At 59.2% G+C, this 26,662-nt stretch carries 19 protein-coding genes; 11 read left to right on the top strand and 8 right to left on the bottom strand.

Annotated elements, in window-relative coordinates:
* Positions 1-176: 176 nt before the first annotated feature.
* From ABIQ96_RS01975 to ABIQ96_RS01950, 6 genes are read left to right on the top strand one after another with little or no spacing between them, the layout of a single operon-like run.
* Positions 177-788: a hypothetical protein gene (locus tag ABIQ96_RS01975; RefSeq protein ID WP_348212857.1), complete on the top strand. Its 612-nt coding sequence runs from the start codon at positions 177-179 to the stop codon at positions 786-788.
* Entirely contained in the window at positions 785-1,294 is a 510-nt protein-coding gene (locus ABIQ96_RS01970; protein ID WP_348212856.1) for a type II secretion system protein, read from the top strand. Before ABIQ96_RS01975 ends, ABIQ96_RS01970 begins: the two co-directional genes overlap by 4 nt.
* On the top strand, positions 1,291-2,052 hold the full coding sequence (locus ABIQ96_RS01965) for a prepilin-type N-terminal cleavage/methylation domain-containing protein (RefSeq protein WP_348212855.1): 762 nt from the start codon (positions 1,291-1,293) through the stop codon (positions 2,050-2,052). Before ABIQ96_RS01970 ends, ABIQ96_RS01965 begins: the two co-directional genes overlap by 4 nt.
* Positions 2,039-5,119: a hypothetical protein gene (locus ABIQ96_RS01960; protein ID WP_348212854.1), complete on the top strand. Its 3,081-nt coding sequence runs from the start codon at positions 2,039-2,041 to the stop codon at positions 5,117-5,119. The genes ABIQ96_RS01965 and ABIQ96_RS01960 overlap by 14 nt, the downstream gene beginning before the upstream one ends.
* On the top strand, positions 5,103-5,822 hold the full coding sequence (locus ABIQ96_RS01955) for a hypothetical protein (RefSeq protein ID WP_348212853.1): 720 nt from the start codon (positions 5,103-5,105) through the stop codon (positions 5,820-5,822). The genes ABIQ96_RS01960 and ABIQ96_RS01955 overlap by 17 nt, the downstream gene beginning before the upstream one ends.
* 36 nt (positions 5,823-5,858) lie before the next feature.
* Positions 5,859-7,061: a lysophospholipid acyltransferase family protein gene (locus ABIQ96_RS01950; RefSeq protein ID WP_348212852.1), complete on the top strand. Its 1,203-nt coding sequence runs from the start codon at positions 5,859-5,861 to the stop codon at positions 7,059-7,061.
* Here ABIQ96_RS01950 and ABIQ96_RS01945 read toward each other — a convergent pair.
* A complete protein-coding gene (locus tag ABIQ96_RS01945; protein WP_348212851.1) occupies positions 7,047-7,925 on the bottom strand; it encodes a VPGUxxT family thioredoxin-like (seleno)protein, type 2 in 879 nt (292 codons plus the stop codon). The two genes, ABIQ96_RS01950 and ABIQ96_RS01945, sit on opposite strands and share 15 nt — an antisense overlap.
* A gap of 97 nt (positions 7,926-8,022) precedes the next feature.
* Here ABIQ96_RS01945 and ABIQ96_RS01940 point away from each other — a divergent pair, with 97 nt between their 5' ends.
* Positions 8,023-9,882, top strand: a complete 1,860-nt coding sequence (locus ABIQ96_RS01940) for a DNA topoisomerase IV subunit B (RefSeq protein WP_348212850.1) — start codon at positions 8,023-8,025, stop codon at positions 9,880-9,882.
* 70 nt (positions 9,883-9,952) lie between these two features.
* Here ABIQ96_RS01940 and dinD read toward each other — a convergent pair whose 3' ends face one another.
* A complete protein-coding gene (gene dinD / locus ABIQ96_RS01935) occupies positions 9,953-10,684 on the bottom strand; it encodes a DNA damage-inducible protein D (RefSeq protein WP_348212849.1) in 732 nt (243 codons plus the stop codon).
* Between the two features lie 107 nt (positions 10,685-10,791).
* Between dinD and ABIQ96_RS01930 the strand changes: the two genes are divergently transcribed.
* Positions 10,792-11,265 (top strand): VOC family protein, encoded by a 474-nt coding sequence (locus ABIQ96_RS01930; protein ID WP_348212921.1) that lies wholly within the window; start codon positions 10,792-10,794, stop codon positions 11,263-11,265.
* 53 nt (positions 11,266-11,318) lie between these two features.
* Here the strand turns inward: ABIQ96_RS01930 and ABIQ96_RS01925 are convergent, their stop codons facing one another.
* A complete protein-coding gene (locus ABIQ96_RS01925; protein WP_348212848.1) occupies positions 11,319-13,211 on the bottom strand; it encodes a hypothetical protein in 1,893 nt (630 codons plus the stop codon).
* The gene (locus ABIQ96_RS01920; RefSeq protein ID WP_348212847.1) at positions 13,208-15,625 is read right to left on the bottom strand and encodes a sigma-70 family RNA polymerase sigma factor; all 2,418 of its coding nucleotides are present in this window, start codon (positions 15,623-15,625) and stop codon (positions 13,208-13,210) included. Before ABIQ96_RS01920 ends, ABIQ96_RS01925 begins: the two co-directional genes overlap by 4 nt.
* 539 nt (positions 15,626-16,164) lie before the next feature.
* Here ABIQ96_RS01920 and ABIQ96_RS01915 point away from each other — a divergent pair.
* Genes ABIQ96_RS01915 through ABIQ96_RS01905 form a run of 3 tightly spaced genes read left to right on the top strand, consistent with a single transcriptional unit; the run spans position 16,165 to position 19,872 of the window.
* The gene (locus ABIQ96_RS01915; RefSeq protein WP_348212846.1) at positions 16,165-17,850 is read left to right on the top strand and encodes a substrate-binding and VWA domain-containing protein; all 1,686 of its coding nucleotides are present in this window, start codon (positions 16,165-16,167) and stop codon (positions 17,848-17,850) included.
* 23 nt (positions 17,851-17,873) lie between these two features.
* A complete protein-coding gene (locus ABIQ96_RS01910; protein WP_348212845.1) occupies positions 17,874-19,091 on the top strand; it encodes an extracellular solute-binding protein in 1,218 nt (405 codons plus the stop codon).
* A 13-nt stretch (positions 19,092-19,104) separates the two neighbouring features.
* Complete coding sequence (locus ABIQ96_RS01905; RefSeq protein WP_348212844.1) at positions 19,105-19,872, top strand: hypothetical protein; 768 nt, start codon at positions 19,105-19,107, stop codon at positions 19,870-19,872.
* Positions 19,873-19,943: 71 nt separating this feature from the next.
* Here ABIQ96_RS01905 and ABIQ96_RS01900 read toward each other — a convergent pair whose 3' ends face one another.
* The 4 genes from ABIQ96_RS01900 to trpB all read right to left on the bottom strand — a co-directional run bounded on the left by ABIQ96_RS01900 (position 19,944) and on the right by trpB (position 26,448).
* Complete coding sequence (locus ABIQ96_RS01900) at positions 19,944-23,060, bottom strand: Calx-beta domain-containing protein (RefSeq protein WP_348212843.1); 3,117 nt, start codon at positions 23,058-23,060, stop codon at positions 19,944-19,946.
* Between the two features lie 236 nt (positions 23,061-23,296).
* Complete coding sequence (locus ABIQ96_RS01895; RefSeq protein ID WP_348212842.1) at positions 23,297-24,043, bottom strand: hypothetical protein; 747 nt, start codon at positions 24,041-24,043, stop codon at positions 23,297-23,299.
* 71 nt (positions 24,044-24,114) lie between these two features.
* The gene (locus ABIQ96_RS01890) at positions 24,115-25,185 is read right to left on the bottom strand and encodes an NF038122 family metalloprotease (RefSeq protein WP_348212841.1); all 1,071 of its coding nucleotides are present in this window, start codon (positions 25,183-25,185) and stop codon (positions 24,115-24,117) included.
* Positions 25,186-25,239: 54 nt separating this feature from the next.
* Entirely contained in the window at positions 25,240-26,448 is a 1,209-nt protein-coding gene (trpB, locus tag ABIQ96_RS01885; protein ID WP_348212840.1) for a tryptophan synthase subunit beta, read from the bottom strand.
* Positions 26,449-26,662: the final 214 nt, after the last annotated feature.

Below are 26,662 nucleotides of genomic sequence, written 5' to 3'. Positions count from 1 at the left end.
AGATGTGTCACATTTGAACGGTTGTGGTTCAGTTCCACTCATCCGTTGATTTCTGTGTTTACTAGGTGTTGGCACGATCCGTGCAACCATTTGCTCACCGCTGACATTTGAATAACGTGAATCCTCATTGCAAATCATATCCATCCCGTGGGGAACCGGCGTTCTCACTCGTTGAAATGGTAGCGGTGATCGCCATTCTGGTCACCTTGATGACTGCGGGAATCAGCCTCTTGAGCGGCACCGGCAACCAGTCCCGTCGTGCCGGAGTAGACATGCTCAGCGGCATGATCGAACAAGCGCGGACCACCGCGATCACTTCCCGCTCCTACGTCGTTCTCGCCATCGCCGAACCCGGCGATCTTCCCGCCGGTGACGAGCGCTGCCGCATTGGCTTGTTCAAAGTGGAGATGGAAAAATGGCCGACCACTTCGACCTCGCCGATTTCCGTGACTGCGACGCTTTTGAGCCGTTGGCAGACTCTCAACACCGGAATCGTGCTGATTGGCGGCGAGGCGGACGGAGTTCCCAATCCCCTCGATTCGCCGAAAATGACGATCAACTACGGCGGCACGAAAAACCTTTCCATCCAAGTTCACGCCATCGCTTTCAACTCCCGCGGCGGGCTGCTCTCGCCCGACGGATCCACACCCATTGCCCTTCGCATCGCGGAAGGCGGCTATCGTAATGGCAAGGCCACTCCCAATATGCGGGCCGGGCAAAAAGCTGTTACCGAAAACCGCTTGAAAATCGGCCGCGTCACGGCGCGTCCTTATCAAATCGACGGATGAAAACCCATTTCACCAAAACATCGCGGAATCGTGGCTCGTCGTTGATCGAAACGGTCATCGCCATGGGCGTTCTCGCCATCGCGATTCCATTGGTTTTCGGTGCGATCGCCGAGTCCGGAAAAAGCGGCATGTCCTCCGAGGCGGAAACCCGCAGTTCGTGGATAGTGCCCGCGTGCATGGATGAAATCCAGGCTTCACGTGACGGCTTCCCGCGGTTTTTCACCACCACCAAAGCCGGGCAAGCCCTCCCTGTGGGCGGCAGTCTCTGGGCGCTTGGATTTTCTTCCGAAGGCGAGCCGGTCGGTAAAATGGATCAAGCGCTTTACGACAAAGGAACCAAGGAAATCGACGGCAAGCCGATTCGTTACATCGCCACCATCAGCGCCACTCCCGAGGTTCCGGCCGCCACGCCGCCGATGATGCTGGTCAAAGTCACTCTCGAGTATCCCTCCACCTCACCGGCGACGAAGCGCCAGAAGCTTGATTTCTACACCCGTATTCCATGAGTTCCATCCGACGCAATCGCCCCGGATTTTCGCTCGTCGAACTGCTGTTTTCGATGGCGATCGGATCGATGATCCTGATCCTCGCCGCCGGCATGCTCGGTTCCTCGGGTGACGGCTACGAGCGCGTCGGCGGGACGGTGGCCACCGAGCGTGAGGCCCGTGCTTTGATCACCCAGCTCTCGGCCGATCTATCAACCGGTCTTTTTCAAAAGGACGGCAAGATCGACAAATCCAGCGCCGCATGGCCGGTGGACAGCGTCGGATTTCTCAGCCTGCAACCTGACCAGGCGCAATCCGACGCCGGGCACATTGGCGACCTGTGTGCGGTGAATTATTACATCAAGGATCTTCCCGTCGGGGGTAAGACGTTGCGCTGCCTGATGCGCGGGTTCCGTGAAAGCAAGGACACCTTCGACGCCCTTCGCAGCGACACCGTCGCATCCCTTTTCGCCGAGCAGCCCCAGATCGACGAGCCCGTCGCTTTCGGGGTCGTTTCCTTCGAGGCGCGGCCGAAATCGCTCGATGCCGGCGGCCAGTGGATCGACTGGGTGAAAAACGACACCACGGGCCCCGACGCTTTTGAAATGAAACTCGTGGTCGCCCGCCGGAATCTCGTCGGAAAACTAAAGTTGCCGGGCGATTGGGATGGCTCGGGCAACACGGCGGCTCTCCTCGGAAAAGCGGATCAGGTTGACCGCAATAAGGACCTTGAAGTTTACGCAACCCTCATTCGATTCGGAAATCATGCGAAACCATAGAACACCGCACTGTCGCAAGACGGCGGCGGGATTCACCTTGCCGTCCATTCTTGTTGTCGTCGCAGCTTTGCTGATCCTTGCGGTGGGCATTCTTCTGGTGGTGGGCATCGAGCGCAACACCGCCCGCTCGTTCGTGGACCGTCAGCGTGCCGCGCTTGCCGCCCGCGCCGGGCTTGAGGACGTCAAAGGTATACTCAACCTTGACGCCGCTAACGATGAGTATGTCGTCCTCCAATCGACACTTCCTCCCGCCTCAACTTCCACCACCTCCACCGCCCCGTTATCTCCCCAGCTTTTCCTCGCTCGGGCGAAGGCATCCGAGGGGAAATATCATTACACGCCGCTTTTCAGCACGCTTGCGAACACGACCGTTGATACTACGAAGGTCCTGTCACTCCCCGAAGTCGCCCCCTTGGTGGGAAAGGCCGGAAATGCCGCGTTCAATGAGTTCCAGACATTGCCATACCAAGCCAAATCCACCGCGGCATGGCGTCCGGTCCTCGATAGCAAGGGCAAGATGGTCGGCCGCTATTCCTACTGGGTCGAAGATCTCCAAAGCCGGTTGGATGCCAGGACGGCGGGAAACATCGAGGACGGTGGCAAGCACAAACGCTACGGATGGAAGACAGGTGATAGTTCCAAGTATGCGAAATTTCCCGCTCCGGGGCTGAATCCGGAACCCTCCGATTTGGATGATTCCGGCCGCGACAAAAAGCCGCCATTGAACCAAGTCGCTCTTTATTCCCTGGATCCCGCATCGACCGCGCAGGATTCCTCCACGCTCGACAATACGATCATCAGTGGAAGGAAGGCGCTGGTTTCTCCGGATTCTACATTGGCTGTCGCCGGCATTGTCCCGCCCCTCGTTCGTGATGCGACCGGCAGTCTAACGGATGCTAAGGCGAAAGCGGTGGAAGAGGGTCTCACCGCCTCCGTCCAGCCTTACGACGAGCAACCGGTCGTTCCGTTCGCTCCGGGCATCAACACCTCAGTGGTCGGGAAGCCGAAGCTCAATCTCAATGCCATCATTGCAAAATCACCTGATGCCGCAGTGGACGAAATGGCGTCGTGGATCAAGACCGCCCTGCCCACGTTTGATGATCGCAAGGGCGGCTTTCCGGAAGACTACGTCAAGACCATCGCTGCCAGTGCGGTCGGATATGCGGCCAGCGGCAACAAGCCGGTTGTACAGATGGGCAGCTACCGCGGATTGGGTGCCAGCCCGATGTTCAGCGAGATCCTGATGAATATCAATTATATCAAACGGGAAACCATCGGTCGCAGTGATTACCTGCATTTTGAATTTGAACTCTTTGCCGAGTTGTTCAATCACACCAACCTTCCCATCACCGCCGGAAAATGCCAGTTGAGTTACGAAGTGGGGCTGAACCTTCCCAGAATTGGGGCGATCCCGGCGGGAGTGCGTTTCGATGACAAGAGCCTCCTGCTGGACAAAACCCTGAATCCAAATGATCTCATCCAGGAAGGCACGCGCTTCTGGACCCAGCCGAAGACGATTAACCTGGACCCCGGGCAATACAAGTTCTTCAAATTCGCCAAGGTCACCTATATGATCAACATCGGAGCCTCTGGCAAGGATGTCGGACTGGATTTCTCATTGGTGGAACCGCTCGGTGCCGCAGGCCTCAGCATGAAGTGGAACGACAAGGAAATCGAACGGATCCCGAGTATCGTCCGCGAGTCCACCGGTCTCAAGTATATCATCAACTTCCCGCGTTACTTCGGCAAGGCGGCCATCCCGGGGCACACCTACGGCCCCTATGGAACATTCATCAACAATCTGGGGGATCCCCGGATCTCCCACTACATGACCACCTATCCGTTAGGGGAGAACTCGTTTCCGGAAAACATCAGCCCGAACCGCCGCAACATCCGTTGGGAATCGATTTACAAGTTGGACAGTCCCTCCAAGACCAAGATCTACGGGCGGGTGATTCCCTCGGAATGGGCGGACGGAGGTCATGATTGCCAGGTCACAACTTGGACCTCCGGCTGGTCCACCGCGCGGGAGAAATCAGGCCCAAGCTTCGATCCGACGACCGTGGGGGGCGAAGCCGCACCCCAGGAAGGTGAGTCGATCACCTATCTCTCGGACCGTAAACGCTACTACAGCGCGACCGAGCTGGGGCGTCTCTACGATCCCATCATGTGGCTGCCGACTTTTGATCCGAAATCAAAACTGGACTCCACTTCCTTGCGCGGGGACGGAAGTCCCACCTTCACTTCGGGAATCATGCCCGGGGCAGGGCTTTCGTGGCCGCTCGTGCAGGTGGGCAACCAGTCCAGCCAGCGTTTTGGCGGTGGAAACACACTACGCATTGGCCGGCCCGAGCACCCGAAATTCAATCTGAGCGCCGCCGGTTCTGTCGACCATCTCCCAGCTGAGATGCCCGCGACTCATGCCGCCAGGTTGCTCGACCTTTTCCACGCCGGCAAGTCTCGCTCCGAAGATGCTTCATTGCGCGAAGGTCCGCTCGTGAGAATCGAGGGGCACGTCAACATCAACACCGCTTCGCGTGACGCCCTGCGTTCGATGGCGGCGGGACTCCTGGTGATGGACCCGAAACTCTCGAAGCGGACATCCACGTCATTTGATGGAAGAATGGCCCCGACGATTGCCCCTCTCAGTACCCTGTCCACCCCGTCCACCACCAAGGAAGCGGACATCATCGCGGATGCGATCATCAAGGAGCGGCCCTACGCCAGTCCGTCCGAGCTCGCATGTGCCAGGGATCCTGATGGCAAGGAAGTTTTCGGCAACTCCGACCTCTATCCGGAAAAGCAAAATATCCAGTGGTCCGACGCTGCGGCGGAAGAAGTTTTCGGCCGGGTTTATGAATCTTCCACTGTCCGCTCCAGGAACTTCCGCGTGTGGGTGGTGGGCCAGGCGGTCGCACCCACCGACGTTACCAATGCCAAACCCGAGGTTCTCTCCGAGGTACGGAGGGCCTACACCGTTTTCGCCGATCCGGGAAAGCGGGCCAATGATGGCAAGATCGAAACAGCCAATTACCGAACTAAAATCATCAATGAAAACGACTTCTGAATCATCGCGTGTTCTATCAGTCTCGTCGGGGTGGGCTTGCCGTTCCCTGATTTTAGCGGCGGCTTTGTTGCCGCAGGTGTGGGCACAGCCTAAGGAAAAGGCTCCCAAGGGTTTCATTTGCATCGCCAATACCATCGCGCCCGGAACGGGAACCGTGAAAGTGCTGGTGGATGGAGAAGATGTCTATGAACCAGGCTACGCATTCGCAGCCGTGACAGGCGGTATCGGCGTGCCTGCGGGCAGCCACACCGTGGTCTTCAAGCGCGAGGGAGTGACCGAAGGTACGACCAAGGTCAACGTCGAGAAGGATCAAACTGTGACCCTCATTCCCTTCGGCGAAAAAGTTCCCGCGACAGACCAGGACAAAGCCCATTTCATCATCCGGATCCTCCGCCTCAAACAGAAGGAGATTCCGGAAGGCCGCAGTGCGTCGTTTATTTCCGTGTCCGGGCTACCGGAAATTGCTGCCGAACTCAGGGATCTCCAAGGGAACTGGGAAAAGGTCGCCGTGAAACGCATGGTGATCAGTGAAGCCAAGATCCACTACCCGGAAGGCTACAATCCGATCCGCGTGAATGGAAAGGACATGGAGCCCATTCCGATCATCGATGCGGGAAATTATGTCGTCGTGCTTTACGACGATGCGGACGGCAATCTCAAGTGCCTCAACTTCCGCGACTTCAAGTACCTCAGCGCGGATTGAACCTTTCCTTTCCGTCGGATTCGGATAGGAAAGCCCATGCGCCGGCTTCGCAACGATCTTCCCTACACCTTCCGCCCGCCAAAGTTGGAAAACTGGCTGCGTCCGTTAGGACTCGCCATCAACCGGGCGGTGCATCTCAAAAGGAAATACCGGATCGCGAAAATCGAAGCCAAAGGATTTGAGAAAGTCCGCGAGTTGAACGAGGCAGGTCACTCGGTGATGCTCGCGCCGAACCATTCCGACCACTCGGATCCGCACGTGGTGATGGAAATTGCCTCCCGCCACGGAATGCGGCCGCTGTTCATGGCCGCCCGCGAGATTTTCGAAGTCAGTCCCATTGCCTCGTGGGCGCTTCAGGGCATGGGGGTGTTTTCCGTCGATCGCGACGGCCCGGATCTATCAGCCATCAAGACGGCGATCACCCTGTTGGAAAAAGCCGCCGACCCTCTCGTCATTTTTCCCGAAGGGGAAATCTATCACCACCACCGCCGGCTCGATCCGCTGAACGAAGGCGTCGCTTCGATTCTGCTCAAAGCCGCCGCCCGCCTTCCTGCGGGAAAGAACGCTTACCTCGTGCCGGTGGGCCTGCGGTTTTTCCATGATACGGAAGTCGAGGCCACCTTCAGCGACAGGCTTTCGAAACTCGAAGACCGGATCGGCTGGACGCCGAAACCGCGGATGCCGATCGATGACCGGATCCACCGTCTCGGCACCGGAGTTCTCGCGCTCAAGGAAACGGAATACCTCGGTCAGGCCGGATCGGGAACCGTGCAGGACCGGCTCACCCGCCTGTGTGAGGAGCTTCTAACACTCGCTGAGGGCCGCTATCCTCGCGATGCCAAAGCCGTCACCCCGCCCGAACGGGTGCGGGCGCTCCGCTTCCGAATCCGCCGCCGCCTGCTCGATGGGGAAAAGCCCCCGACGCCTGCGGAAAGGGAGCTGCTGTTGGACGATCTCGACCGCGTTTTCACCGCCTTGCAGGCCCATAGCTACATCGGTGATTACCTGCTGGAGGATCCCACTCTGGACCGGCGGGCGGAAACGATTTTGAAATTGGAGGAAGATCTTTACGGTTTCCCGACTTATCCGATCGACCGCACCGCCCGCGTCATCGCCGGCGAGCCGATTTGCGTGAGCGAGATGTTGGTATCCGGCGTCCTTCCGGCAAAAGGTGGCGCGCTGCCGCTGACCGAGCTGTTGGAAATGCGGCTGGACGGGTTGCTGTCATCTGCCAGTTAGAAATTCATCCGCCCGCTGCGGTGCGGTCCTTGCGAAGGCATTCACTTTGGTCGCTTGTTCAGGAGTGAGTTTGAGTTTGGCATATTTCGTCCCTTGCAACTGCCGCTTCTGGTCCGAGTTCGGAGCTTTTTGATAGCCCTTTTCCCAGGAAGGATAAACTTGCGTTGCCACCCCTTCGGCCTTCGCCTTGCGGGTGAGTTCCGCTAGGGAAATCTCCGCCGGATCGTAATCGACAAGCGTCACTTCGTTTCCCTCCAAATACCCGGCCTCGGTGCGCCTCACCCCGTCGATCGCGCCGATTTTCATCTCGCCGGTCCAGAAGCAATACTGCGCGATGGCCACGCGCCGGATCTCCGCGGTGACGATTTTCGGCCGGCCTGCCTTTTCAAGCGCCTGCTCCATCCGCTTCATCAACTCGGGGGCTTCCCAGACCCGTTCTTTCCGCGGGATCATGTCCCGGCCATTCGCATCCAGGAAGCGCACGACCTGATAGTTCCACGCGGGTTCGTCGAATTTTGCGAGCACTTCGGCATCCTTTCCCTGGCTGTTGTTGTGGATGAGCAGCGGTATGAAATTTTCCTGAATCGCGTTCACCACCTTGGGGTCGCTCAAAACGTCGCGGCCGAATTGTTGGCAACCCGCGCAGCCAGGGACTTCCTGAAAGAGCACGAAAATGGGTTTGCCGGACTTTTTCGCCGCCACCACCGCCGCATTGTAATCCCTTTCCCAGCTCACCTTGCCCACGGCCACGGGATTTTGCAGGGCTTTTTCCGGCTGGCATCCGGCTTGGGACGCTGCCAGGAACAGCGCCCCGGACAAGGTTGCCGCGAAGGCGAGGGAGGGCAGGTGAAGCGGGATTTTCATGAATTTGAGAGTGGCTGGGCCGCGAATTATTCCCGGATCGTCACCGCCCTTGCGCCTGCCGCGGCAACCGTTTAGGAACTCCGAAACGATTTTCCCCATGGCTGCGAATTACACCGAAGACGACATCAAATCACTCGACTGGCGCGAACACATCCGCATGCGCCCGGGAATGTACATCGGGAAACTCGGCGACGGCAGTTCGCCCGACGACGGCCTCTACATCCTGCTCAAGGAGGCGGTCGATAACTCGATCGACGAGCACATCATGGGCTACGGCAAGGAAGTGCGCATCGAGATCGACGAGGAAGGCCGCGCGGAAGTGCGCGACTTCGGACGCGGAATTCCGTTAGGAAAACTCTTCGACTGCGCGGCCCAGATCAACACCGGTGCCAAGTATGACAGTGAGGCGTTCAAGAAATCCGTCGGCCTCAACGGCGTCGGCATCAAGGCGGTGAACGCGCTTTCCACGTTTTTCGAAATCCAAGCGTGGCGCGAAGGTGAGACTAAGGCTCTCGAATTCTCGAAAGGCCTGCTCACCGTGGACATGAAAAACCCGCGCCGCGACGACGGCGTGAATGGCACCCGCCTCGCCTTTGAACTCGATCGCACGATTTTCCCCGCCAAGGCGAAATACAAGGAAGCGTTCGTCGAAAAGATGTGCCGCTACTATTCCTATCTGAATCCGGCGCTCACCGTTGTTTTCAACGGTAAAAAATTCCGTTCGAAGGATGGACTGCTCGATCTGCTGCGCGAGGAAATGGAGAACGAGGCGCTCTATCCGCCGATCCATCTCGTCGGCAAGGACATCGAAATCGCTTTCACCCACACGCCCGAGAGCGGCGAGGAATACTACACTTTCGTCAACGGCCAGAACACCTCGCAAGGCGGCACCCACCTCGCCGCATTCCGCGAGGCGCTGGTGGCGGTCATTCGTGGCTTCTTTAAAAAGCAATACGAGCCATCCGACATCCGGGCAGGCATCGAGGCTGCGATTTGCGTACGGATCATGGAGCCTGTCTTCGAGTCGCAGACCAAGACCAAGCTGGGCTCCGCCGGCATCGCGCCAGACGGCGAATCGCTGCGCACCTTCATCGGGAATTTCCTCAAAACCAATCTCGATAACTACCTTCACAAGAATCCAAAAACGGCAGAGGCGATCCTCAAGCGAATCCTCGCCGCCGAGCGCGAGCGCAAGGATCTCAAGGGAATTCAGAAACTTGCTAGAGAGCGTTCCAAGCAGGCGAAAGTTCATAACAAGAAACTCCGCGACTGCCGCGTCCGCTACGACAGCAAGCACAAGCGCCGCGAGGAATCCACACTCTTCATCACCGAGGGCGACTCCGCTTCCGGCTCCATCACCAAGAGCCGCGACGTGGAGACGCAGGCGGTCTTCTCGCTGCGTGGCAAGCCGCTCAACACTTACTCGTTGCCACGCAAGATCGTTTACGAAAACGAGGAATTCGCCCTGCTCCAGGCCGCGCTCAACATCGAGGACGGCATTGAATACCTGCGCTATAACAAAGTCGTCATCGCCACCGATGCCGACGTCGATGGCATGCACATCCGCCTGCTGCTTCTCACGTTCTTCCTCCAGTTTTTCCCGGAGATGATCCGCGACGGGCACCTGTGGATTCTGCAAACCCCGCTGTTCCGCGTCCGCAACAAGAAGGAAACCATCTACTGTTACGACGACGACGAGCGGAAAAAGGCGATGGCGAAACTCGGCAAAGCAGCCGAGATCACCCGCTTCAAAGGCCTCGGAGAAATCTCGCCCGACGAGTTCAGCTTCATGATTGGCCCCGACATGCGCCTCGACCACGTCGAGTACGAGGAAGGCAAGGGCGTGAAGGAATTGTTAGCCTTCTACATGGGCAAAAACACCCCGGACCGCCAGGACTACATCATCGAGAACCTCCGCGACGACGTGGACAAGCAGATCGAAGTGGCGGTGGCTTGAAACTGAACCGCGGAATTTATTCCGCTCGAATTCCCAGGAGAATCTAACTATTTTCTACTAAAGTCTTCGTTCACGGTTGCTGCTTCTTCAGCGCTTTGCGGGCTTTGGATTCCAGTTTCTTGATGCTCCCGGCGCTTGGCAGTTCCTCGGGCATGGTGCCGCCGAGCTCTTTGATCGTTTGGCGCACTTTGGCTCCGACTTCGCGGTGGGTCCGGTTCGCGTTGTCTTTCCCGCTGATCTTTTCGCGTCGCAGCTTGTCTTCCGCTTGGGTTGCGCGGAAAAGATTTGCAGCCAACTCGGTGCTGCCCATGTGGTCGAGGATTTGCTCTTCTTTCTTCAATCCCTTGCGATGATGAATGTCCTGCGCTCCCAAGCCTCCGTAGAGGCCCATGTAGCCGTGGTTTTGGAAAATGGCGTAATCACGGGACTCGATGACGCCTGCGTCTCTCGCCGCCTCGGCAAGCTGGCTGTTGTGGGTGCGGAGATCCGAGCGGATCGCGAGACGGCGCTGCTCCTCCAGTTCCTCATCACTCAATTCCTGCCGCCGGGTCTGGATGGCGAAGTAGGTCTGCCCCTGCGCCACGGTTTCCTTGGCTGGATCCGCGTTCTGGATGACGAGGTAACAAGCGTAGCGCGACATCATCACGGTCTTCAGCTTCCGTTGCGCCCCGCTGCCGATCTCGACCATTTGGTCGGATCCGACGAAATGGTCCTCCACCCGCTGTCCGCTGTTGATGCAGGCGGTCTTAGCCTTGGCGATACCCGCCTCAAAGCGGCTGCGGATTGCGACCGAGGTTGACACCGGGATGGTGAACCTAGACGTTGCATTGCCTAGACACGTTCGCAATTTTCCGGTGACGCCTCGACGGATCATGCCTATCCTTGCGAGACTCCCTCATGAAAACCCCCATCCCCAAAAACACGATCTGCCTGTGGTTCGACAAGGACGCGCTCGATGCGGCGCGGTTTTATGCCGCGACGTTTCCGGACAGCGAGGTGATTGCCGTCCACCATGCGCCCGGCGACTATCCGTCGGGCAAGGAGGGCGATGTGCTGACGGTTGATTTCACCGTGCTCGGCATTCCCTGCATGGGTCTCAATGGCGGACCGGCGTTCAAGCACAGCGAGGCGTTTTCCTTTCAAGTCGCGACCGAAACGCAGGAGGAAACGGACCGCTATTGGGACACGATCGTGGGCAACGGCGGCGAGGAAAGCTGCTGCGGCTGGTGCCGGGACCGATGGGGGATTTCATGGCAGATCACGCCGCGCGTGCTCACCGAGGCGATGGCCGCCGGCGGGGAAGAAGCCAAACGTGCCTTCGCTGCGATGATGGAGATGGGCAAGATCGACGTCGCGAAGATCGAGGCAGCGCGGCGCGGGTGATAGATTGGGACGTAGCTTTGATCGCGGCATTTCCGGACATCCACGGCCACGTTTCATAGCGCTTTCAACTGCTCCAGCACCTTCGCTTGCATTTCAAGTTGGTGGGTCAGCCAGAAGTGATTTCCTGCGACCGATGCTGGCAACCGGGCGACCCAGCTTTTCCAATCTCCACCTTGCTGCATCAGCCGGGTCAGGCTGGTAGTCCAAACATCCTCACTTCGATTCCGGTCGTGGTCGCCTTGGCTGAGCAGAGTTAAGGCAGCCGCTGGATCGCGGGTGGAAAGGACCTTGGCCAGAGCGAGTTTGCCACTGGTGCGGACTTCATCGTCTGCGATTTGCTCAAGCCATTGCCGGGCGGCTTCCGGATCGTAGGGTGCCCACAGTTCGATGGCCCGGCTCGCGTCATCGCTCGTCAGCGGCCGTTTGAGCAGCTCCGCGGCTCCTGCGGCAGGATCCAGTTTGAAGAGAGACTCGGGGAACTTTGGTCTCCTATCGCCGCCTGAATTTTGATTGGTCTGCGATCCTTCGAGTTCCGGCCAGTAGCGGACGATATCAGAATTGGGCCCCCGCCAGCGATTCGTGGCATCCAGCGACGAAGCTGGCACGAGTTTTGCCAATGCCGCAGCCTTGTCCGGGAAGGATTTTGATGCGCGGGCCGCCACTGCGCAGGCGGTTTCCCTGGTCCAGCCGAGGGCGGCGAGCGCGGCATCCGGATCCGGGTTTTCTGCCAGAGCGTCAAGCCAGCGGTCACAGGCATCCTCGGGATCCATTTCAATCCGGATGCTTTCAAATTCCGAACCGGATAGATCGATTCCCAATTCCTTGGCGAGTGATTCGCCGAGTTCGGGATTGCGGGTGTAGATGGATTTCACAAACGGATTTCCAGTGTTCGAACCGCCGGCAGCGAGTCCCCGGATGACGCGGGCCAGCGTTTCCGGTTTGCTATGGAGCACGCTCCACAGCAGCCCCCTCAATTTTTGCTCATCAGGAAAATTGAGCAACCAGGGAATCACCGCGTCCGGGTCGGCGTCCGCCCATGCGGGAAGAGCAACCTCAGAGCCAGGCGATTCTCCCATCAATTCGCGAAGCCGTGGAGTTTCCTTAACGAGCTTGCAGGTTTCCTCCGGATGCGTGCGGAACGACGCCCTCAGCATCACATCAAGCCGCCCGGCGCGGGGGGAATCGAGAGCGTGGTGGATCGCGGCCGGGCCATCCTGAAATGCCCAGGTCATCCCGATTTCGTTAGCCGCCGTGAGTTGATCCAAGGGCGAAAGTTTCCTCGCCGCGGCGGTGGCCGCTTCAAGATCTTTCCGCGCCCAAGCGGCGAAAATCGTCCCTAACGGCGAGTGCCTGATCACCCCGTGCGACTCGCTATCAAACGGGTTTTGAAACGGATCGCGCCCCGGTGGTGGCATGGCTTGGAATCTCCGCAGGGTTTCCTCCGGGTCCTTAGCCGCCAATGTCCTGAGAGTCGCCAGGGCAACGGGGTACCAGTTGTGCGAGCCCAGGGCCTGCCACGCCGCCTCCGGATCGGTCTCGGCCAACGCGGCGAACGATGCCGGCTGCCTTGCCGTGATTTCGCCCGCGCGGCTCGCCAGCTCTTCCTGGCCGAGCGTCTGGAGAAGATCTTTACCCAGAACGCCATAACGCCCCCGGCCAGGATAGGGAATTTTGGGAAGATTTTTCAGGTCTTCGCTGGAGGCACCGGCAGCGAATTGCTCCCACAGCGCCGCCCATTCCGACATCGGGCGATTGCCGAAATCTTCCGCCAGTTTGTCGCCGGAAATTCGGCGTGGACCGCGTGCCGGTGATAGGGAAATGGAATCGGGAGACTGGTTAGGAGTTTCCACGGTGCCGGGCATCCATTGGGATCTAACCGCGAGAGTGATTGCCCAGGCTGCGGCGAAACAGGCCAGTGGCATCAGCAGGGGACGGAGCTTTTTCATGGTTGGAGCTGTTGGATGAAGGGTTGAAATTTCTCAAGTTCGGCACCGCCGCCTGATGGATCACTCAAAATCGTCCGCAGGCCGGCCACCGCGTGTTGGCGATCTGCGGCAACGAGCGAGTTCAACCACGCCACCGCTCCAGGCGGATCCTGGCGGAAGGCGATGAGCGCCATCTGCGGCAGGATCGTTTCGCTACGGGCGGTTTCGGAGGCCATTGCGGCGATCCTGAAACCTTCGTCAAAATTGCCTTTGCCGATAGCCGATGCGGCATTCCACTTCAGCATCTCGTCTGCGATGGGTTGCGGGATTTTCGCCAGCAACGCGGATGCATCACCGCTAGCCAAGGCGGCATCGACGAAGGGCGAAAGGCCGAATCTTCCCATCCCCTGGACCGATTTGTCATCGCTGGCTAACAGCTTCAGGAAAAGGTCCGCTCCGCCCTGAGCTTTGTCGAGAGCTTTGCGGAGATCATTGGCATCCCAGCTGATACCGGCTTTCGCGTTCCACGTAATCGCCGCTACCGGATCTTTTTGCAGCCAACCGATCACCAGCGATTTTGCGAGATCGTTCGGCCCACCGAAGTTGTCCATTCTTGCGACAATTTCCCGCAGCTCAGCCAAGGCCCGCCGCGGATCGTCCCGGCCGGCGTATTCCAAGGCGAGTTTGAGATCGCCGCCGGTGCCGTCCACACCGCCGCCCACAAAGCCATTCAAGGAAGATGTCACTTTCAGCAACCGCCACGGATCGCTGCCGGCGAGTCTCGATGAAACTGCCTGATAGATCGCATCCCGTTCGGGGCCTGGTGGCGCATCGGACAATTGGCGGATGACGGATTCAGGATCGGAGTCCATCCGCTTTCCGGCGTCATTCGCAACGGCTTCAGTACGCAACTGGCCGGGTGCCAATCCGTCCACTGAGGAGGGCTTGAGCCCGGCGAGAATTTCTTCGCGCAATTTCTCCGATGGGATGGACTGCGCCAGTTTCCACGCCTTCGCGGAGTCATCCAAGGATACGAGGAAAAACGCATTCCGGATTTTGTTCGTTTCCGCTTCATCCGGTTCGGCCCGTCCCGGCGAGTCCACCAACCGGGCGATCCGTGCCGCTGCGTCCTGTTCCTCAGTTTCCAGATCAGGCTGACTCATTCGCTCTTCCGCGACCACCCACGCCATACTCGGATCAGCAGCCGCCAGTTTCCCTGCGACCCGATCGTCCTCATCCACCATTGCCCGGGCAATGGCAATCCGCTCCCCTCGCGGCAGGGCCCGGAAAGCCTCGGCGGCGGAGCCGGGATCCATCGCCATCCATCTCGCCAGCATTCTCGCCGCGAGCGGAGTGGATCGGTAAACTCCATACGCGAACGCCTTTTCCGGCTCGATCTCTGCCCAGCGCTTCGCCGCCAGCGTGTGGGCGAGCTGGAACGATCCCATGCCTTCGCTCAAATCTCTGGTGTCGTCCTCGGCCATGATCGCCTGCAAATCGGCCGCGCTGGCCTGCGGCAAATACTCGACCAAGGGCAGCAAACGACCGGCTTGGATGGATTCCAGAATTTGGTCCAGGGATCGGGAAACGGGCGCAGGTCGGGGAGGCAGCGGAGCGCTGATGCTAACCGGTGTCCGTTCGCGGTTGGACTTCGTTCGAACGGTGGCCACTGTCATCGGCTCCCTGGTGGAATCCGCTTTTGACTCTGTTTTCCAGCCCGCCGCAGCCCCGGCCATCACCATCACCGCGCAAGCCGCCAGTTTGAATCCCGTCACCGCACTCACGGTGTTGGTTGTTAGCGACGAGGCTTGCAGTGCGGCTTGGGCGATCCGTTCCGCGGCCGGCATCGCGGAGCTCTTTGAATTCAATGTGGCCAACGCGGCGATCACGACTCCAGCGCTGCGCGCCGCACCCAGCCCTTGGCCGAGTCGCCCTAACGCCCGCTCGACGCGCTTCTGGCACGCCGCTTCCGACTTTCCAACTTCAGCAGCCATCCGCCGATAGTCCTCGCCGCCGCAGCAATGGCGGAGGACGAGCTCGCGATCAAGTTCAGGCAATTTGCTGAGAGCCTCGTCCAAGTGATCGTAGATTTCCGGACGGTTCATCGGCTCGGTGGTGGAGGGTGGAGGAATGGGCAGGCGGGAAAGCCGTGTTTCCTTGCGGGCGAGGGTGCTGGCTTCGAAATACGCGGTGCGGTGCAGCCATGCCCTGAGACGCTCGGGGTGGTGGGAGACGGCTGCTGCCTTGGCCGCCAGCCGGGCAAACGCATTTTGGGCCGCTTCTTCTGCTAGGGCGGCGGATCCCAGCCGCCGCCGCGCCACATGGAAAACTAACGGCAAGTGGCGCCGCACGAGTTCTGTGAAGGCGGCGTCACTGCGCTTGTCGCGGAAATCATTCAGCAGGGTGCTGTCGTCGGTTTCGAGGTGCTCGGACATGGGGTGTTCTGCTAAGGATACGTCTTCGAGCACCCCCTCGGAAGACAGGTTTTTTCAAAATCCCGACATTTTTTCGCCGGCGAAAAACCCTTCACTCCTTCCGTTGGCGGCCCCTCAATTCACAGGACCGCGGTGTCTGTTTGATCTTTTCCGGGCAAGAACACGCCCGACCGCCAAGACTACATCATCGAGAACCTCCGCGACGATGTGGACCAGCAGGTTCAGATGGCTGTCGCCTGAAAACTGGTGAAAAACAGTCAATCCCGGGAATCTGTTGAAGCGATCTCAACGATTCTCTTTCGGAGCATGCGGGAGAAGATTAAATCGCCAAACGGTTGGCGATGGGTACCCAAGATCGGTTAGCCGCCTGCTCGCGGCGGTTCGGAATCACTTAAACAGAAGGTCGGTGGTTCCGGTATGCTGGATTTGGCAACCGCTGATTTGATCGACTTCGGTGGAACACGGGTTTCCATCCTGTCATTGGAAATTCGCGCCGGGATTCCCCTTGCTCTTTCGTTGGCCGTTCCTTTGAGTGAGACATGTCCAAAATGCTTGTGATTCGGGCTTTGCTTACTGTGTTTCTGTTGGGAGGAACTGCATGTAAACCTTCCTCCAAACCGGCGGTAGAGAAAGAATCCACAAGTTCATCAGGTGCGGAAAACGCGGTGGATCTGGTGTTCACCTACGGCTCGGAAAAGCAGAAGTGGATCGAAGCGGTCACCAAGGATTTTCACGCCGCCGGCATCAAGACGAAAGATGGCAAGGCGATCCATGTGCAAGCGCTGCCGATGGGTTCGGGCGACTGCGTGAACGAGGTCCTTTCCGGAAAACGCCAGCCGCACATCATCAGTCCGGCATCCGCCGCTTTCCTCAAGCTGGGCACTGCGGAATCCCAGACGAAAACGGGCAAGCCGCTGGTGGGCGAACCGGTGAACCTCGTGCTGTCGCCGGTGGTCATCGCGATGTGGGAACCGATGGCGAAAGCGTTGGGTTGGCCGGAAAAACCGGTCGGTTGGAAAGACATCCAGGAGATGGCGATGAGTCCGCAAGGCTGGGCGGGGAAGGGCTTCCCGCAGTGGGGTGCGTTCCGCTTCGGCCACACGCATCCGGAGTTCAGCAACAGCGGATTGATCAGCGTGCTGGCGGAGGTTTATGCGGCCTCGGGAAAAGTGCGCGGACTGGACCTCGCCGACGTCGGTCAACCGCGCACCGCCGAGTATCTCAAACAGATAGAAAGCGCGGTCGTTCATTACGGCGAGAGCACCGGGTTTTTCGGCCGGAAAATGTTTAGCGGCGGCCCGAGGTATTTGAGCGCCGCGGTGTTGTATGAAAATATGGTGATTGAATCCCTCTCGGAAAAGGGTCTGCCGTTCCCGCTGGTCGCCATCTATCCGAAGGAAGGCACGTTCTGGAGCGATCATCCGGCGGCAATCGTCGAGCGCGATTGGGTAACGCCGGAACACCGCGAGGCGGCGCGGAAATACCTCGATTTCCTAACGGCAAGGCCGCAGCAGGAACGGGCGATGGAGTTTGGTTTTCGCCCTGGCGATGTCGGCATCCCGCTTGGAGCGCCCTTCGATGCCGCGCACGGCGTCAATCCCAAAGAGCCGCAGACGACGTTGGATGTCCCGGAAGCAGCGGTGATCCAGGCCGCGCTCGATCTCTGGCGCGTCCACAAGAAAAAGAGTCACGTGTCGCTGGTGATGGATGTCTCGGGGAGCATGCAGGAAAATGACAAGATCCGCTTCGCCAAGGAGGGCGCGCGGAGCCTGATCTCGATGTTGGGATCCGAAGATACGCTGTCGATCCTGCCCTTCAACAACACGGTGAACTGGGCCATGCAAGATCAGGTTATGAGCAGCCAGCGGTCGCAGGCGACCACCACCGTGAACTCGTTTTTCGCCGATGGTGGCACCGCGCTCTACGACGCGATTCTCACCGCGCACCGCGACATGAAGGCAAAGCCGACGCCCGACAAGATCAGCGCCCTGGTCGTCCTAACCGATGGTGCCGATACCAACAGCAAGGCGAAACTCGACCAGGTGCTCCGCGAGCTTGAGGCCGATCAGGAGGGCGGCGGTATCCGTGTTTTCACGATTGGTTACGGCAAGGACGCCCAGGCCGAAGTGTTGGAAAAAATCGCCAACACCACGCGTGCCAAATTTTACCGCGGCACGACCGAGAACATCGAAGCCGTGTTCAAGGAAATCTCCACGTTTTTCTAACCAACCACCTCCCGCCCACGCCCATGCCTGACAACGACGGACCCCGCCTCACCCTGATCGGGCGGCTCTTCATGCTCGCCTTCCTCGCCGTGTGCGGATTCGGCGCCTGGTATCTTTTCAACAAACCCGCTGGCCGCGAGACCGGCACCAAAGCCACAGATAGTGGTAGCGCCGCGCCCACGAAATCCGCGACTGGCAATCCGCCCGCCGTTCCCTGCACGCTGCGCATCGCATATGGCACCGAGAAAAAGCGCTGGCTGGAGTGGGCGGTGGAGCAATTCGCGGCAACCCCCCAAGGCCGCAACATCAACATCGAGCTGATCCCGAAAGGCTCGCTCGAAGGAGCCCGCGCCACTGTGAACGAAAAGGAACGCATCCACGTCTGGACTCCCGCCAGCAGCGCCTATCGCGACGTCTTCATTCAGGAATGGTCGCTGAACCATCGTGGTGATCCGTTCATTAAAGAAGAGCAACTTGCGCTCTCGCCGATGGTCTTCGTATTCTGGGAAGAACGCCACGAGGCATTCATCGGCAAATACAAAGAAGTTAGTTTCAAGACGGTGAACGAGGCCTTGCACGCTCCCGGCGGCTGGCAGGGCATCGCGGGAAAGCCCGAGTGGGGCTTCTTCAAATTCGGCATCAGCGATCCCAACCAGTCCAACAGCGGGCTGCTCACTCTGGTGCTGGCCGCACAGCAATTCCGTGAGAAAACAGAACGCCTGACAATGAGCGACGTGGTGGACGCGGACTTCAATCAATGGCTGAAAGGGTTTGCGCGGAGCCTCGCTGGCATGGGCAACAGCACCGGCAACATGATGCGCGACATGGTTCTCAAGGGACCTGCAACCTATGACGCGCTGATGGTTTACGAGAGTGTGGTGATCGATTATTTGAAAAATGCCGAGGGCCGCTGGGGTTCCCTGCATGTCGCCTATCCGGGGCTGAACATCTGGAATGACAATCCCTACTACATTATCAACTCCGATTGGCTCGGGCAGGATGAGCGCAAGGCCGCCGAATCGTTCCTCGCGTTTCTTCTAAGCGAAACCGCGCAAAAGCAGGCACTCGTTCACGGCTATCGTCCCGCCGAACCCAACATTTCCCTGAAAGGAGCCGACAGCCCGTTCATGACCTATCAGAAAAACGGACTGCGCATCGAGATTCCCAGCGTCTGCGAAGCCCCGCCGGCGGATGTCATCACCAATCTGCTAACCGGCTGGCAGCGTGCGCGGGGCCAATAACAGCCGATCGGTCATGTTGCGTTATCTCAAAGCCGCCTTCCTTGTTCGCGAGCGTGTCCCGCTGCTCGGAGCCGTGCCGGTGAACGTGCTTGCGACGACGGGTTTTCTCGCGCTCGGCTTCGGCCATCCCGCCTTCTGGCTGCTAGGGATCCTCGGGGAAACCGCCTATCTGTGGACGATGACCTCCAGCGGCCGCTTCCGTAAAGTCGTCGATGCCCTCGAATGCGAGGCCACTGCGGCAGTCAGCGAGAATCAACTGATTTCCACGGTCGGACGGTTGAACCGCGAAAACCTCGCCCGCCGCGAGGCTCTCCACGGGCAACTCGGTGAGATCGAGCGCGCCTACACCGAGTTCGCGCCGAATGATCCCACCGCGAGGGAAAATCTCGACAGTCTTCGTCAGTTAGAGTCCGCGTTTGTAAAACTTCTCGCCGCACACCAGCACATCACTGAAACCAACGACCGGACCGACGGCACGGAGATCGAGGAAGACTTCCGCCAGCTCGAAACGGACCTGCGGACGGATTCCCTGAGTTCCACCGCCCGCACCAGCAAGCAAGCTACTTTGGAACTCCTGTGGAAACGCCTCGAAGCCTCGCAGCGCCGGACCGAAACCCTCGCGGATATCGACAGCGACCTTGATCGCATTGAAGCCCAGTTCAGCCTGGCGGTGGAAAGCGCAGCCATCCGCGCCAAGCCGGAAGAGCTGCATGTGGATGTCGATATCACCAGCCGGATGATTACCACCACGGAAATCGTGGATCGTCGGCTTCTTCAGTAACTGGCGGCTGGATGAAAGCAGTCTGTTATAGCAGGACGAATCTTCCCCAAATTTGGAATGACGGGTTTGCTTCAAGGTCCCTCCACCCGCACGTGGATGAATCTTCGTGTGCCGGGGGCTTGAACCGCGTTGTCTTTAACGACCGTAAATCCCGCCGGACTGCCTGGGGGCGTGATGTCGGTGGTGGCCGGGGTATCGAGGGTATTTCCCGCAGGGCTGTAGGTTGATCCGGCGGTCCAGCTTTGGAGATCGTCGGAAACTTCGACGATGGATTTGGCGGTGCTGGAGAGGTTGCGGGTGAAGCTGATAGTTAGCTGGTTGTTTTGCAGGCTCGCTGTTGGCTGTTGTGTTTGCGAGCTAACGGACGGATCTCCATTGAGCGCCCATTCGAGGAGATTCACCATACCGTCGTCGTCGGGATCGGCCGATGGAAGTCCGACGGGCGTATTTGCCGATGCTCCGAGTTTGTTGAAGAGCCACGCTTGGAACGGTGGTTCGTCCACGGTCACGCTGGCGCTCGCGGGATTGCCGAGAGCTCCGTACAGCGGGCTGCTGAGGGCGACGGTGAGTTGTTTGCTTGCGCCGATCGTGGTGGGATTGCGCAGGGCGATGGTGACGGGCTTCGGTGAGGAATCGCCGTCCAGCCAGTTAAGGATCCCGCTCACGCTGTCGTAATCGATTCCTGATAGAGCACTGCCGTCGGTGGTGGTATAATTCACGCTCGCCGGACCGGTGCTGCCGCCGGTGCGGTTGACATGGAGCGTGACGGAACCGGCGGATTTTATAACAGAAGTGTTGGTTGCCGCGTGCTGCAAGGTGCCGGGTGGGTTCGCCGATTTCCAATAGTTCAACATCGTGTAAAGCGCCTGCGGCTTGCTGAGTGGGACGCCCAGATTTCCCGCCTGATCCTTGGTGTTCACGCCGTGGCAGACGGCACAGGTGCGGACTTCGCCGGGCGCGAAGGTGACCCAGTAACGCTCCTTTACCTGGCTCTTGGTTCCGGCGGTGTCAGTTAGGTGCCATGACATCGCGCGGCCGGCAGGCAGGACGGCTGCCCACGAGCCGTCGTTGCCGAGTTTCACCGCGCCCGCCGGAGCACCCGCGACAGGCGGGTTTTCGGCAATCGCTGCGGTGTCGTGCATCGGCACCGGCATCATCCGCCGGCCGGGAACGGGGAGGGCGGAGGCATTGTTGCCGTCCAGCGTGTAGCCGCGGAGACCGTCGGCCTGGATGAACTGCATCCAGCCGATGTCGTAAATTTTCTGGGGCACCGTCGGGATCACGGCACCCAGGGTTTGGGTGTTCGACCATGCGACCTTTAAATTATAAGGCTGCTGTTTGTCGGCGGAATCGCGGCGCGTGGAATCGCGGTTTACCAGCAGGGCGAGGTTTTTCGAGCGCAGGTAATTTTGCAGCGTCGGCGCATGAACGCCGACCTCATCGAACACGGATTGTTCGACACTCGGGATCGTGGTGCCGAGTTGCGCAGGCTTGTTAGCGCGGGCGACGACTTCCACTGGATCGAGTTCCCACAACGGCCACTGATAGGAAACAGGCTGGCCGCCGGAGTAATAGCTGATGTTGACGTTGGACTGCGAGGTCGGCGCGAATGCGGAATCGAGCGAATAGGTGGTGACGCCACCGCTGGTCGATTGGTTCATCATGCGGAGACGAAAGGCATAGCGCGATTTCGGCGTGGCGGCGGTGGAGAGATTTCCATCAAAGCGCGTGGCTTTGGTCGTTACGACGAGCAGCGTGTTGTCCGTCAGAGGCGTCGGATTGCGGAATGTATCGATGCCTGGGGCCGCGAGTTCCGCTTGCAACAAGGGGTTCGGCGGCGATGCAACTGGAGTGATGTATTTGAGGGCGAGCGTGTCCGGATTCACCCCGTCCGCCATCTGATAGGTAACGATCGGCCCTGCCGCGTGGGTGCCGAATTCCACGGCGTTCACCGCGAAGAAAAGGCCCGGAGTGACAGGTGATTCAGTGAGCTGCATGAAGTTCAACCCGGTCGGTTTGCCGCTGTTGTTGAGCGTGACGAGGTTCAGGTCGTCATTGAAACTCGGGCCGACGGAAGATGAAATTTCATGGCGGCCGGCATGGTTCGCGACTTCATGGCTTGATCCGTCCTCGCGGCATTCCCACGGGAAGAATTGGTTCAGCGCGTTGCCATTCATGTTGGTGCCGGAGAGCGCGGTCTTGTCGAAATTCCGCGGCTCCGGATAGGTGTTCTGTGCGGAGTAGGATGCGAAATTGGACGGGATCGAAGCGCCGGGAATATTCCCTAGGGTGAACGCGCCGCCCGGTGTCTCGGTGTTGAAGATTCCGCTGCCGTTGAATGTTTGCACCCAGTTGTCGCCATTTCCCGCAACTGGTTGCCGGTCCGTCGATGCCTGTGGATCGCGCGTGAAGTGGTCCCACTGCACGAAGATGACCCGGCCCGCGCTGTCGATGAATGGCGACTGCGCTCCCGACGGCGTGTGGATGATTTGCTTCAGCTCGTTGATCGTCCGGTCCAGCCGCCACAGGCCGGTGCTGCACGGCAGCGACATGTATTCGTCGAGCTGCGGATAGAGATTCGCCTGCATGCCGCGCGGCGCGTCACTGACGAAAATAATGCGGTCTTGGGTGTCGTAGCACGCGTGGAAATTGTTATAATTCGAAGGCTGGCCGGCGACAATCGAGATGACGGGCGTCTGGCCTTGGCCGAAGTTGGTGATTTCGTAAAGCTGCCAGTGAAACACCGTGGGGTCGCTGGCGCTGGCAGGCGCGCCGACCACCATCGCGAAAATCGCCTTGCTGCCGCTCCAGTGCATGGCCGGCTTCATCACGGCGATGCTGTTAGCGCCTTGCGGTCCGATCGCATTGTGATGCGCGTCCACCGGCCCGCCGTAACCGGCGAGTTCGGTGAGGTTGACCGTGCTGCCGTCGGCGTAGCGGATCCACAGCGCGCCACCGCGGGGCGCGGCCTTCGGATCGGCGAGAGGACTCATCATCGTGGTGGTGATGTTCATCTCCGAGAGCGTGATGTTCTTATCCAGCCTCTCATCCGGGATGGGAACCTGCGTCACATACATCACCGGCTTGTTCAGCGTGGCGGCGGAGAGAGTGGCGAGCGACACGGTCATCAGAACCGCGATTCGTGCCAGCCGGTGGTTGAAAGCAATCTTCAGGGAAATGGAATTCATAGTTGCGACAGGTGGGAAAAACCAGATGACGGAGTTTTTCGAGGTTTCACACTAGGGCTGCGAGGCTGATCTACCATTACTGGTAATCATCGGGTTTCGGTGACTCCACACATCTGATAGGGATGGGAAAACTGCTCGGGGCGACCGAAGTTAGTATTTCGTGAAGGTGAAATACTCGAAAAATAACGAAACTCCGTCAATCTCTCAGTTTGTAGCCTTGGCGGCCGTTTTATTTCTCAATGGCTCCACTTCGGACCCACCAGCCGCAGGATTTGGGGAACCGGAACTCCGCCGGGGCCGATGGGTTTCCACGCGATCTCCAAGGTGACCGGAGCCCGCTGGTTTTCGACCAGGGGCTTAAGCATTGCCGCGACTTCTTCGCTGGCGATTGCAACGAGCGGTTGCGGATCGTCACGATGTTCGATGCGGAAACAGGTGAAACCATCCGGTGTGCCGGGGAGTTGCTGGGTCTCAGAAGCGTCCTGGGCGTATACCCGCAGTGTTTGCGGGGCGGCGGGTTTCATTTCGAGAAATTCACTCCAGTCGATGGTGCCATAAGCAGTTAGGCTCTCCCAATCGACGGCGAAACGATGACCGTCCCACACCACCGCAACCGGATAGCGTGGGCCGGAAAACGGTTCGACTTCGAACAGAACCATCGGGACTTCGTCGAAACTTGCGGCGCGTCCTGGTGAGACGCGACCCAGTGTGGGAAACGCATGGCCGCGCTGGTTATGATAGTCTTCCATCATCGGACGGACGCGTTCGCCGTCGCGAACGAATGCTGCCTTCGAAGCGAGATCGGGGGCTTCGAAAAATTTCTCCAAGGCTGCGAGAGCAGCAGGCTCCATCGGAGACGGGGGTAGATCGATGTGGGCGGGGATCTCCGGGTTCGCCTTGGGTTTCCGGTGAATGAGACCTTCGCCAATCATGAAGACTAGGGCGAGAGCGAGTGCTGTCAGGATCAGGGCACCGGTGATCATGTTCTCCCACCGAAACTTCCTTTGCCTGATGGCATGAGGCGTTCGTCGGGATCGTGAGCGTCTGCTCATTTTCAGCGGCGGCGGCGACCCATTGCGAACAACATGCCGAACGAGCCTAGCAGAACGGATGATGGCTCAGGCACGACGTCCCAGCCGATCACGTCGAATGCGAGAAAGTCGTTGGGGCCTGCGACGAGAGTCTCGCCGGTGGCGGCGGTTGGATCCATCACGCCCAGTCCGAGATTGTCCTTCCAGTGGCTCGCTTGGCGGCCGTCACCGAAATTTAAACCGGTCGAAAAACCGGCGATTGCCGTGGTGCCGTTGTTCAGCGAGAAATATTTGTTGGTCGCGCTGGCGGTCCAGTCGATCACACCGCTCGCCGCGCTGGCGGTCGAGTAGCGGAATAGATCCAGCGAGGAGACGTAAGTGAACTGGTCGTCGGAAAACGGGCCATTGATGGGCGGCGAGTTGCCGTCGAGGATATCCACACCGCTGATGAATCCGAGCGAGTGGCCGATTTCATGGATGGCGATTCCGACGAAGTCATAACTTCCGGAGGAAATACCGTTGCTGCTGTCGTAGTCCCAACTGAAGGAGTTGCCGAAAGTGATACTGGCATCGGATCCCGCGTAAGTGTAGCCGATGGCCTTGGCGTTGGCGGTGGTAATATACAGGGTGGTGTTGTTATCGTCGCCGTCGTTGTCGAGATAGGCGGTGGCCGAGCCGGAACCGTTAGGATTGTTCGAGGTGCGGTTCAACAGCATTCCGAATGATGTTCCGGTCGCCAGGGAGGAAAGGGCGGTGTTGTCAAACGCGCTGGTCGCATCCGCGGCGAGGTGGTTGCGGAAATCGGTGTAGCTCACTTCGCCTTGGGTGGAACCGGCCTGCGCAAGGATGCCGGTCCCCAGCGCCGCAGTGCCGACATCCATGTTGAGGGTGACGTTGTCGGAGAATTTCGAAGACCAAAAAGCACCGGCGGCGTTGAAACCGGCGATGTCCTGCGCCGTGCTTTCCGGAGTGAAGGTGAAATTGAACGTCAGTGCGGAAACCGGGATGCACAGGGCTGCGAACACGGTGAGGGCGAGAGCCGTCCGGCTAGGTTTGCCGACAATGCTCACAGCCAAAGGCACGAGGATTTTCATACAATCGGAAACTCAGGAATTCCGATCATCCGGTAAAGCTAATTCTCGTAAACGTCAGCGCAGCAGGAACTTGGACGCCTGCTCGACATCCTTGTCGCCGCGACCGGACAGGTTGGCGATGAGAATACAGTCCTTCGGCAAGCTCGGCGCGATCTTCGAAACATAGGCCATCGCGTGCGCGCTCTCGAGCGCCGGGATGATGCCTTCGCTATGCGCGAGTTCCTTGAAAGCGGCGAGCGCTTCATTGTCGGTCGCATAGGTATACTCTACCCGACCGATGTCCTGGAGATACGCGTGTTCCGGGCCGACGGCGGCGTAGTCGAGACCTGCGGAAACCGAGTGAGTGAGTTCGATCTGACCGTCGGCGTTCGCCAGCAACCAGGTCTTCGTCCCCTGCAACACGCCGAGCTTTCCACCTTGGAAGCGCGCGGCATGGCGCTCCGGGATGATCCCGTCGCCACCGGCTTCCACGCCGACCATGCGGACGTTTTCATCGTTGAGGAATGGATGGAAAAGCCCGATCGCATTGGATCCACCGCCGACGCAGGCGACTAACAAATCAGGAAGCCGTCCTTCTTTTTCCAAAATCTGCCTGCGCGCCTCGATGCCGATCACGCGGTGGAAATCGCGGACGATCATCGGAAACGGATGCGAGCCGAGCGCCGAACCGAGAATGTAGTGCGTGTGGTCCACCGTGGCGACCCAGTCGCGCATCGCTTCGTTCACCGCTTCCTTGAGTGTGGCCTGTCCGGCGGTGACCGCGCGGACTTCCGCTCCCATCAACCGCATACGAGCGACGTTGAGAGCTTGTCGCTCCATGTCTACCTTGCCCATGTAAACGACGCACTCCATGCCGAAGCGTGCGCAAACGGTCGCGGTCGCCACGCCGTGCTGGCCGGCTCCGGTTTCCGCGATGATGCGCTTTTTTCCCAGCCGTTTCGCCAGCAGGATCTGGCCGATGGCGTTGTTGATCTTGTGGGCTCCGGTGTGCAGCAGGTCCTCGCGCTTGAGGTAAATTTTCGCGCCACCGAGCAATTCCGTCCACCGCTCCGCGAAATAAAGTGGCGTCGGGCGACCGACATAGTTGTGGAGCAAATCATCGAGTTCCGCTTGGAACGCCGGGTCCGCTTTCGCCGCATCATAGGCGGCGGAAAGCTCCTGCAGCGGAGCCATCAGGGTTTCCGGGACAAACATCCCGCCGAACTGGCCGAAGTGGCCGGTCGAATCGGGAAGCGTGGGAATGGGAGAAGTTGCGGTAGCCATGGGACGGCGGCAGTCTCTTGCGGGACGGGCCGGGGTTCAAGGGGAGAATTGGGCGTTGTCTGTGGGAGGACGAATTCCTCGTCGCACGTAGTTTAACCCTAAAGGGCAATGCCTTTAAGGATTCAACCAGCTGTCTAACAGAGCGTTTTGCACTGGTACTTTTAAAACAGATGTTTTGATTGGGTGGGTGTCTGACCCATCCATCTCCCACCTG

The sequence above is a fragment of the Luteolibacter sp. genome (assembly GCF_039920825.1).
GTDB lineage: Bacteria > Verrucomicrobiota > Verrucomicrobiia > Verrucomicrobiales > Akkermansiaceae > Luteolibacter.
Note: the sequence above shows the minus strand (reverse complement) of the source record. Positions and strands in the feature narration are given on the sequence as shown.

Excerpts from the sequence above, each read along its gene's own strand:
- ABIQ96_RS01965 (WP_348212855.1), top strand. The coding sequence starts at position 1,291 with ATGAGTTCCATCCGACGCAATCGCCCCGGATTTTCGCTCGTCGAACTG.
- ABIQ96_RS01900 (WP_348212843.1), bottom strand. The coding sequence starts at position 23,060 with ATGAATTCCATTTCCCTGAAGATTGCTTTCAACCACCGGCTGGCACGA.
- ABIQ96_RS01920 (WP_348212847.1), bottom strand. The coding sequence starts at position 15,625 with ATGTCCGAGCACCTCGAAACCGACGACAGCACCCTGCTGAATGATTTC.
- ABIQ96_RS01895 (WP_348212842.1), bottom strand. The coding sequence starts at position 24,043 with ATGATCACCGGTGCCCTGATCCTGACAGCACTCGCTCTCGCCCTAGTC.
- ABIQ96_RS01905 (WP_348212844.1), top strand. The coding sequence starts at position 19,105 with ATGTTGCGTTATCTCAAAGCCGCCTTCCTTGTTCGCGAGCGTGTCCCG.
- ABIQ96_RS01890 (WP_348212841.1), bottom strand. The coding sequence starts at position 25,185 with ATGAAAATCCTCGTGCCTTTGGCTGTGAGCATTGTCGGCAAACCTAGC.
- ABIQ96_RS01945 (WP_348212851.1), bottom strand. The coding sequence starts at position 7,925 with ATGAAAATCCCGCTTCACCTGCCCTCCCTCGCCTTCGCGGCAACCTTG.
- trpB (WP_348212840.1), bottom strand. The coding sequence starts at position 26,448 with ATGGCTACCGCAACTTCTCCCATTCCCACGCTTCCCGATTCGACCGGC.
- ABIQ96_RS01955 (WP_348212853.1), top strand. The coding sequence starts at position 5,103 with ATGAAAACGACTTCTGAATCATCGCGTGTTCTATCAGTCTCGTCGGGG.
- ABIQ96_RS01950 (WP_348212852.1), top strand. The coding sequence starts at position 5,859 with ATGCGCCGGCTTCGCAACGATCTTCCCTACACCTTCCGCCCGCCAAAG.
- ABIQ96_RS01960 (WP_348212854.1), top strand. The coding sequence starts at position 2,039 with ATGCGAAACCATAGAACACCGCACTGTCGCAAGACGGCGGCGGGATTC.
- ABIQ96_RS01925 (WP_348212848.1), bottom strand. The coding sequence starts at position 13,211 with ATGAAAAAGCTCCGTCCCCTGCTGATGCCACTGGCCTGTTTCGCCGCA.
- ABIQ96_RS01975 (WP_348212857.1), top strand. The coding sequence starts at position 177 with ATGGTAGCGGTGATCGCCATTCTGGTCACCTTGATGACTGCGGGAATC.
- ABIQ96_RS01915 (WP_348212846.1), top strand. The coding sequence starts at position 16,165 with ATGTCCAAAATGCTTGTGATTCGGGCTTTGCTTACTGTGTTTCTGTTG.
- ABIQ96_RS01910 (WP_348212845.1), top strand. The coding sequence starts at position 17,874 with ATGCCTGACAACGACGGACCCCGCCTCACCCTGATCGGGCGGCTCTTC.
- ABIQ96_RS01940 (WP_348212850.1), top strand. The coding sequence starts at position 8,023 with ATGGCTGCGAATTACACCGAAGACGACATCAAATCACTCGACTGGCGC.
- ABIQ96_RS01970 (WP_348212856.1), top strand. The coding sequence starts at position 785 with ATGAAAACCCATTTCACCAAAACATCGCGGAATCGTGGCTCGTCGTTG.